A 6,586-nucleotide genomic window follows, 5' to 3' on the forward strand; every position below is an offset into this window, starting at 1 on the left:
AGAATCGACCGTATGAATCGACGGTCCGAGCTCTCCGAGTTCCTCCGGAGCAGACGCGAGCGACTGCAGCCCGAACACGTGGGCCTCGAGCGTTTCGAGGGTGCTCGGCGCGTGAAGGGCCTCCGGCGCGAGGAGCTCGCACAGCTGGCCCGGGTGAGCGTCGACTACTACACGAAGCTCGAGCAGGGGCGAGTGGGCAACGTCTCGGAGCCCGTGCTCGACGCGATCTCGCTGGCGCTCAGGCTCGACACCGCCGAGCGGAGCTACCTCCGCGAGCTCGTGAGCAGCGCTCCGGCACGCGAGCGCTCGCCCGAAGCCCAGTCGGGCACGGTCGAGCGAGTGCGGCCCACGTTGCAGCGGCTGCTCGATTGCGCCACCACGGTTCCGGGCTACGTCGTCGGCCGACGCTGCGACGTCATCGCCTGGAATCGCATGGCACGCAATGTCTTCGTCGACTTCGAACTCCTCCCCGACCGCGAGCGCAACTGGGGGCGGCTGATCTTCCTCCACGCCGACGTGCAGGCCCTCTACGCCGATTGGACGATCAAGGGGATGGAGACGGTCGCCTACCTCCGCATGGCCCGGGCGCGGCATCCGCACGACGACGAACTCTCCGAGCTCGTCGAGGAGCTCCAGCAGCGCAGCGAAGCGTTCCGGGAGTGGTGGCGTCGCCACGACGTGCTGGAGAAGACCCACGGGCGCAAGTGGCTGCGGCATCCGCTCGTCGGAGAGCTCGTGCTCGACCACGAAAGCTTCCACATTCCCGGTGACCCCGATCAAGTGCTCATCACCTACACGGCAGAGGAGGGATCCGCATCGGACTCGGCGCTTCGCCTGCTCAGCAGCTGGTAGCCGCGGGCGTCGGCGTTCTCGGGGGCGGAGTAGCGCGATTCGAACGAAACGTGGTGCCGCGCGGATGCCCCAGCCATATCATCGGCGGTATGGACACGCCAGCAGGGCCCCGCATCGTCCGCGCAGGTGAAGGCGACGTCACCGGCGAGCCCGGACTGCTCGACCGGTACCTCCTCGAGAGCGCGGGCTCCGGCGGCCGCCTTGCGCTCGTCGAGCACGTGCTGGGCCCGAAGTCGTTGGCTGCCCCGATGCACCGGCACAGCCGAGAAGACGAATACACGTTCGTGTTGGCGGGCACCCTCGGGGTGATCGAGGATGGAATCGAGATCACGGCGTCGCCGGGCGATCTCATCACCAAGCTGCGCGGACGCTGGCACACCTTCTGGAATGCCGGCGACGACGAGCTCCGTGTGCTCGAGATCATCGTGCCCGGCGGCATCGAGACGATGTTCCGCCGCCTCGCCGAGCCCGGCGGCGAGTACTCCCCCGACACGCTTCCCGCTCTCGCAGCCGAGTACGGCGCCGAGGTGGACTTCGAGGCGACGATGCCGCTGGTCGAGCGGCACGGGCTGGTGTTCTGACCGGGTGCGGGGCCCACACGGCTCACTTCACTGGATGAATTTATTCGAACATACGTTCGAATCTCGGCTCATTTTCCGCTAGAATTGGGCTATGCCCGAAGCGCCCGCCGCCCTCCGCGAATTGGAGGTTGCGTGCGGCGATGTGCTCGACGCGTGGGCGGGAGCACTCCTCCGCCCTTCGCAAGATCCCGAGGCTGATGTCAGCGCCATGGGCGACGACGGCCTCGTGCGCGCGACCGAAGCGCTGGCTCGTCTCGGTCGGCGCGTCGAGGCATTGCAGGCCCGATGCGCGGCCGGGGTTGCCGAGCGCTCCCGCGGCGGCATCGAAGGGCCAGATCTCGCGCGACAGCACGGCTTCGGATCGGCCGAGCGACTCATCGCACAGGCGACGGGCGGAAGGCACTCGGATGCCGCACGGCTCGTCGCTGTCGGAGAGGCAACGGCGCGGCGCGCCTCTTTTTCTGGCGCATCCCTTCCGCCTCGCCATCCTCATATTGCCGGCTCCTTGGAGTCGGGCGTGCTCTGCGTCGGCGCGGCCGACCTGATCCGGCGCTTCCTCGACCGCATCACGCCGGGAGTCGCCCGTGACGCGCTCGATGCGGCGGAGCAGCTCCTCGTCGATCGGGCGCCCATCGTCGGAATCGACGGGTTGGGGCGCCTGATCAAGCAGCTCGAGGCCCATCTCGACCCCGACGGCGTGAAGCCGCGTGAAGATGAGCTCCGGGCTCGCCGCTCACTCGCGATCTGGGAAGACGCCGCGGGGATGATCAACCTTCGCGGCGCGTTCGATCCCGCCAACGGCGCCCCGATCAAGCTCGCCATCGAGGCGTTAGTGGGCGCCGAGCTCCACCGGGCTCGCGACGCGAAGCGGCCGTTCGATACCGATACCGCCGACGGGGCTCAGGCCGGCGACGATCGCGTTCCAGCAGAGGATCGCACCATCGCGCAGCTGAACGCCGACGCCCTCGCTGATATCGCACGGCTCTCGCTCTCGAGTGCCGACGCACCGCCGGCGCTCCGCACCGCCGTCGTCATCACGAGGATCGACCTCGATGCGCTCGAGTCGGGCCACGGTCACGCCACGATAGATGGCATCGACCAGCCGGTCTCCGCCTCGACCGCTCGCGAGATCGCCGCTTCGGCGGGTGTGACTCCGATGATCTTGAGTGGCACTGGCGAAGTGCTCGATCTCGGCCGCACCGCTCGGTTGTTCTCGCCGGCCCAGAAGATCGCGCTCGTCGAGCGCGATGGTGGCTGCGCATGGCCCGGCTGCCATCGGCCGCCATCGCATACCCAAGCGCACCATATCGCGTGGTGGAAGCGCGACTCAGGCCCCACCGATCTCGCGAACGGCATCATGCTCTGCAGTCATCATCATCATCGAGTGCACGACGACGGGTGGCGCATCGTCATTCGCGATCGTCGCAGCTGGTTCATCCCTCCGCCGCACCTCGATCCCGAGCAGAGACCGCGGCCCGGCAACGTCGCGGCCCGGCACCTTCTGGCACACCGTGCGGCATGACCCGCGTGGTCGGGCACGCACCCGGTCTGCGCTCATTCGCCGCCCGGTAGACTTGCACGGTCAGGCATCCGCCCGCGGCATCCGCCTCGCCGCCCTTCTCTGGAGTTCGCCACCTGTGACCGTTCAGACTCCCGCCACGACTCCTGCGCCCGCGACGACCCGGCTCGACACCGTCGAGGTCGCCGCGACCACGCCCGAGAAGGAGCAGCCGTACGCCGCGCTCGGGCTCAAGCCCGACGAGTACGAGCGCATCCGCAACATCCTGGGTCGCCGGCCCACGAGCGCCGAGCTCGCGATGTACTCGGTCATGTGGAGCGAGCACTGCTCCTACAAGTCGAGCAAGATCTACCTTCGCCAGTTCGGCAAGAAGGTCACGCCCGAGATGAAGAAGAACCTGATGGTGGGCATGGGCGAGAACGCCGGCGTCATCGACATCGGCGAGGGCTGGGCGGTCACGTTCAAGATCGAGAGCCACAACCACCCCAGCTACATCGAGCCGTTCCAGGGCGCGGCCACGGGCGTCGGCGGCATCGTGCGCGACATCATCTCCATGGGTGCGCGGCCGGTCGCGGTCATGGACGCCCTGCGCTTCGGTGCGATCGACCACCCCGACACCGCGCGCGTCGTGCACGGCGTCGTGTCGGGCATCAGCTTCTACGGCAACTGCCTCGGCCTGCCGAACATCGGCGGCGAGACCTGGTTCGACCCGATCTACCAGGCGAACCCCCTCGTGAACGCCTTGGCCGTGGGCGTGATGCGCCACGAAGACCTCCACCTCGCCAACGCGAAGGGCGCCGGCAACAAGGTCGTGCTCTTCGGAGCCCGCACCGGTGGCGACGGCATCGGCGGCGCATCCATCCTCGCGTCCGACACCTTCGCCGAGGGCGGCCCCACGAAGCGCCCCGCCGTGCAGGTCGGCGACCCCTTCGCCGAGAAGGTGCTCATCGAGTGCTGCCTCGAGCTCTTCGCGGGCGACCTCGTCGAGGGCATCCAAGACCTCGGCGCCGCCGGCATCTCGTGCGCGACCTCCGAACTCGCGAGCAACGGCGACGGCGGCATGGCGATCGTGCTCGACGACGTGCTCCTGCGCGACCCCACGCTCACGCCCGAAGAGATCCTCATGAGCGAGAGCCAGGAGCGCATGATGGCCATCGTGCGTCCTGAGAAGCTCGACGGCTTCCTCGAGGTCGTCAAGAAGTGGGACGTCGAGACGAGCGTGCTCGGCGAGGTCACCACCACCGGGCGCCTGTCGATCATGTGGCACGGCGAGGAGATCGTGAACGTCGACCCGCGCACCGTCGCAGTTGACGGCCCCGTGTACGAGCGGCCAGTCAGCTACCCCACGTGGATCGACGCGCTGCAGGCCGACACCGCCGCGAACCTCGATCGCCCCGCCTCTCCCGACGAGATCCGCGAGCAGTTCCTGCGGCTCGTGGGCTCGGCGAACCAGGCGGATGCCGCGTGGGTCACGAGCCAGTACGACAAGTACGTGCTCGGCAACACGGCACTCAGCTACCCCGACGACGCGGGCATGGTGCGCGTCGACGAGGAGTCGGGGCTCGGCGTCTCGATCGCCACCGACGCGAACGGCCGCTACTCGCAGCTCGACCCGCGCCAGGGCGCGAAGCTCGCCCTCGCCGAGGCGTACCGCAACGTCGCCGTCACGGGCGCCGTGCCGGCCGCGGTCTCCGATTGCCTGAACTTCGGCTCCCCCGAGAACCCCGAGGTCATGTGGCAGTTCTCCGAGACCGTCGAGGGATTGAGCGACGGATGCCTCGAGCTCGGCATCCCCGTCACGGGCGGCAACGTCTCCTTCTACAACCAGACCGGTGACCTGCCGATCCACCCGACGCCGGTCATCGCCGTGCTCGGCGTCATCGACGACGTGGCTCGCCGCGTTCCGAGCGGCTGGCAGGACGACGGCCACAACATCTACCTGCTCGGCGACACCCGCGCCGAGCTCGACGGCTCCGCGTGGGCGGGCCTCGTACACGACCACCTCGGCGGCCACCCGCCGCTCGTCGACCTCGCCGGCGAGCAGCGCCTCGCGGGCCTGCTCAACGCCGCGGCGGTCGAGGGCCTCATCGACTCGGCGCACGACCTCTCCGACGGCGGCCTCGCGATCGCCCTCGCCGAAGCCGTCTCGCGCTTCGGCGTCGGCGCCCGGGTCGTGCTCGACGAGGTCACGCAAGACGCCGGCATCGACGCCGCGACCGCACTCTTCTCCGAGTCCGCCGGCCGCGTCATCGTCACCGTGCCGCGCGAAGACGACGTGAAGTTCCGCGGCCTCTGCGACGGCCGCGACTACCCCGTTCGCCGCATCGGCGTGACCGATGCCACGTCGGGCGCGCTCGAGGTGCAGGGCCTCTTCACGGTGAGCATCGACGAACTGCGCGGCGCGAACCGTGCGACCCTCTCCGACGCGTTCGGCCCGGTCGTCGGGTACTGAGCGAGCGGATGCCGCGACCGTGACCGTCTCCGATGGCGTCTCCTACACCGAGGAGTACGCCGCGTCGCACGGTCGGTTCTCGTTGATCCCCGCGGTCTACGTCGTGCTCCGTCGCGGCGACGAGGTGCTCCTCCAGCTCCGTCGCGGCACCGGGTACTTCGACGAGCACTGGGCGTGCGGTGCAGCCGGGCACGTCGAGCAGGGCGAGTCGTTGCTCACGGCGGCGGTTCGCGAGACGCGTGAGGAGCTCGGCGTCGACGTCGACCCGGCCACGCTCACGACCCTCACGGTGATGCACCGCACCGGCGGGGTGAGGGGTCGAGCCCGAGCCATCGAGGAGCGCCTCGACGTGTTCTTCTCGGCCACCGCCTGGGTCGGCGAGCCGCGCCCGCTCGAAGACAAGGCCGCCGAGCTCGGCTGGTTCCCGCTCGACGCGCTGCCCGAGCCGGTCGTGCCGCACGAGCTCGCCGTGCTCGATGCGATGCGCCGTGGCACGCTCGCCCCGATCACCCCCTACGGGTTCTGAAGATGGCATCCGAGCTCCAGTTCCCGGCTGTCGTCTTCATGGTGCCCATCGCACTGTTCGGCCTCGCGATCGTCATCGGCGTGATCGTGCGCTGGGTCCGCGCCCCGCGCGGCACCCGGTCGCGCTTCCGGCACGCGTTCGGGCCGATCATGAGCGCCGGCGAGAAGTACCAGGAGCTGCACACCGGCCAGCGCGGCCTTCAGGACTCGATCATCGAGTCGGTGCAGGAGCAGGAGGTCGGCGGCGCCGAAGCGGGCACGCCCGGCGAACGCTGAAGGCCGATCCGACGGCAGGCTGTCGCGGCTCACGCACCCGACGGCGGGTTCACCAGCAGGTCGACCCGATCGGCGAGGTAGCGCTCGAGCGGCGTGAGCGCGTCGGGCTGCGCGGCGCTCCAGCGCACGAACACCTCGCCTGAGTCGAGCACGAGGGGGTCGGATGCCTCGGCGAGCGCCGTCGCGTCGAGCTCGATCGGGCGCGCATCGAAGTTCACCGTCTCACCCTCGGCGAACCCGCCGGCCACGGCAGCGGCGCGGTACGCCCGCTGCTCGGCGACGGCGTTCGCCGTGACGCTCCGCCGCGCCGGCCGCTCGGCGCGGATCACCCGGCCGGCGGCGAGCAGCGCCCCTTCGCTCGTGACCAGCAGCGCACCGAGG

At 69.6% G+C, this 6,586-nt stretch carries 6 protein-coding genes and 1 pseudogene; 6 read left to right on the forward strand and 1 reads right to left on the reverse strand.

What is annotated here, in order from left to right; all coding sequences use genetic code 11:
• Positions 1 to 12: 12 nt before the first annotated feature.
• The 6 genes from ESP51_RS13345 to ESP51_RS13370 all read left to right on the forward strand — a co-directional run bounded on the left by ESP51_RS13345 (position 13) and on the right by ESP51_RS13370 (position 6,205).
• Positions 13 to 852 (forward strand): helix-turn-helix transcriptional regulator, encoded by an 840-nt coding sequence (locus ESP51_RS13345; protein WP_129521386.1) that lies wholly within the window; start codon positions 13 to 15, stop codon positions 850 to 852.
• 89 nt (positions 853 to 941) lie between these two features.
• Positions 942 to 1,433 carry a cupin domain-containing protein gene (locus ESP51_RS13350; protein ID WP_129521387.1) on the forward strand — a complete coding sequence of 164 codons (492 nt, stop codon included), beginning with the start codon at positions 942 to 944 and terminating at the stop codon, positions 1,431 to 1,433.
• Positions 1,434 to 1,524: 91 nt separating this feature from the next.
• Entirely contained in the window at positions 1,525 to 2,955 is a 1,431-nt protein-coding gene (locus ESP51_RS13355) for an HNH endonuclease signature motif containing protein (protein ID WP_129521388.1), read from the forward strand.
• A gap of 115 nt (positions 2,956 to 3,070) precedes the next feature.
• Complete coding sequence (gene purL, locus ESP51_RS13360; RefSeq protein ID WP_129521389.1) at positions 3,071 to 5,404, forward strand: phosphoribosylformylglycinamidine synthase subunit PurL; 2,334 nt, start codon at positions 3,071 to 3,073, stop codon at positions 5,402 to 5,404.
• Between the two features lie 19 nt (positions 5,405 to 5,423).
• Positions 5,424 to 5,930, forward strand: a complete 507-nt coding sequence (locus tag ESP51_RS13365; protein WP_129521390.1) for an NUDIX hydrolase — start codon at positions 5,424 to 5,426, stop codon at positions 5,928 to 5,930.
• Between the two features lie 2 nt (positions 5,931 to 5,932).
• Positions 5,933 to 6,205, forward strand: coding sequence for a hypothetical protein (locus ESP51_RS13370; RefSeq protein WP_129521391.1), 273 nt, complete (start codon positions 5,933 to 5,935; stop codon positions 6,203 to 6,205).
• Between the two features lie 29 nt (positions 6,206 to 6,234).
• Here the strand turns inward: ESP51_RS13370 and ESP51_RS20645 are convergent.
• Positions 6,235 to 6,586: pseudogene (locus ESP51_RS20645) on the reverse strand (hypothetical protein); the annotation flags it as partial.

This window comes from Agromyces albus (assembly GCF_004134825.1).
In the GTDB taxonomy this organism is placed as follows: Bacteria; Actinomycetota; Actinomycetes; order Actinomycetales; family Microbacteriaceae; genus Agromyces; species Agromyces albus.

What these genes read in the sequence shown, in the direction of transcription:
- ESP51_RS13350 (WP_129521387.1), top strand. Translation starts at nt 942, where the DNA reads ATGGACACGCCAGCAGGGCCCCGCATCGTCCGCGCAGGTGAAGGCGAC.
- ESP51_RS13355 (WP_129521388.1), top strand. Translation starts at nt 1,525, where the DNA reads ATGCCCGAAGCGCCCGCCGCCCTCCGCGAATTGGAGGTTGCGTGCGGC.
- ESP51_RS13345 (WP_129521386.1), top strand. Translation starts at nt 13, where the DNA reads ATGAATCGACGGTCCGAGCTCTCCGAGTTCCTCCGGAGCAGACGCGAG.
- ESP51_RS13370 (WP_129521391.1), top strand. Translation starts at nt 5,933, where the DNA reads ATGGCATCCGAGCTCCAGTTCCCGGCTGTCGTCTTCATGGTGCCCATC.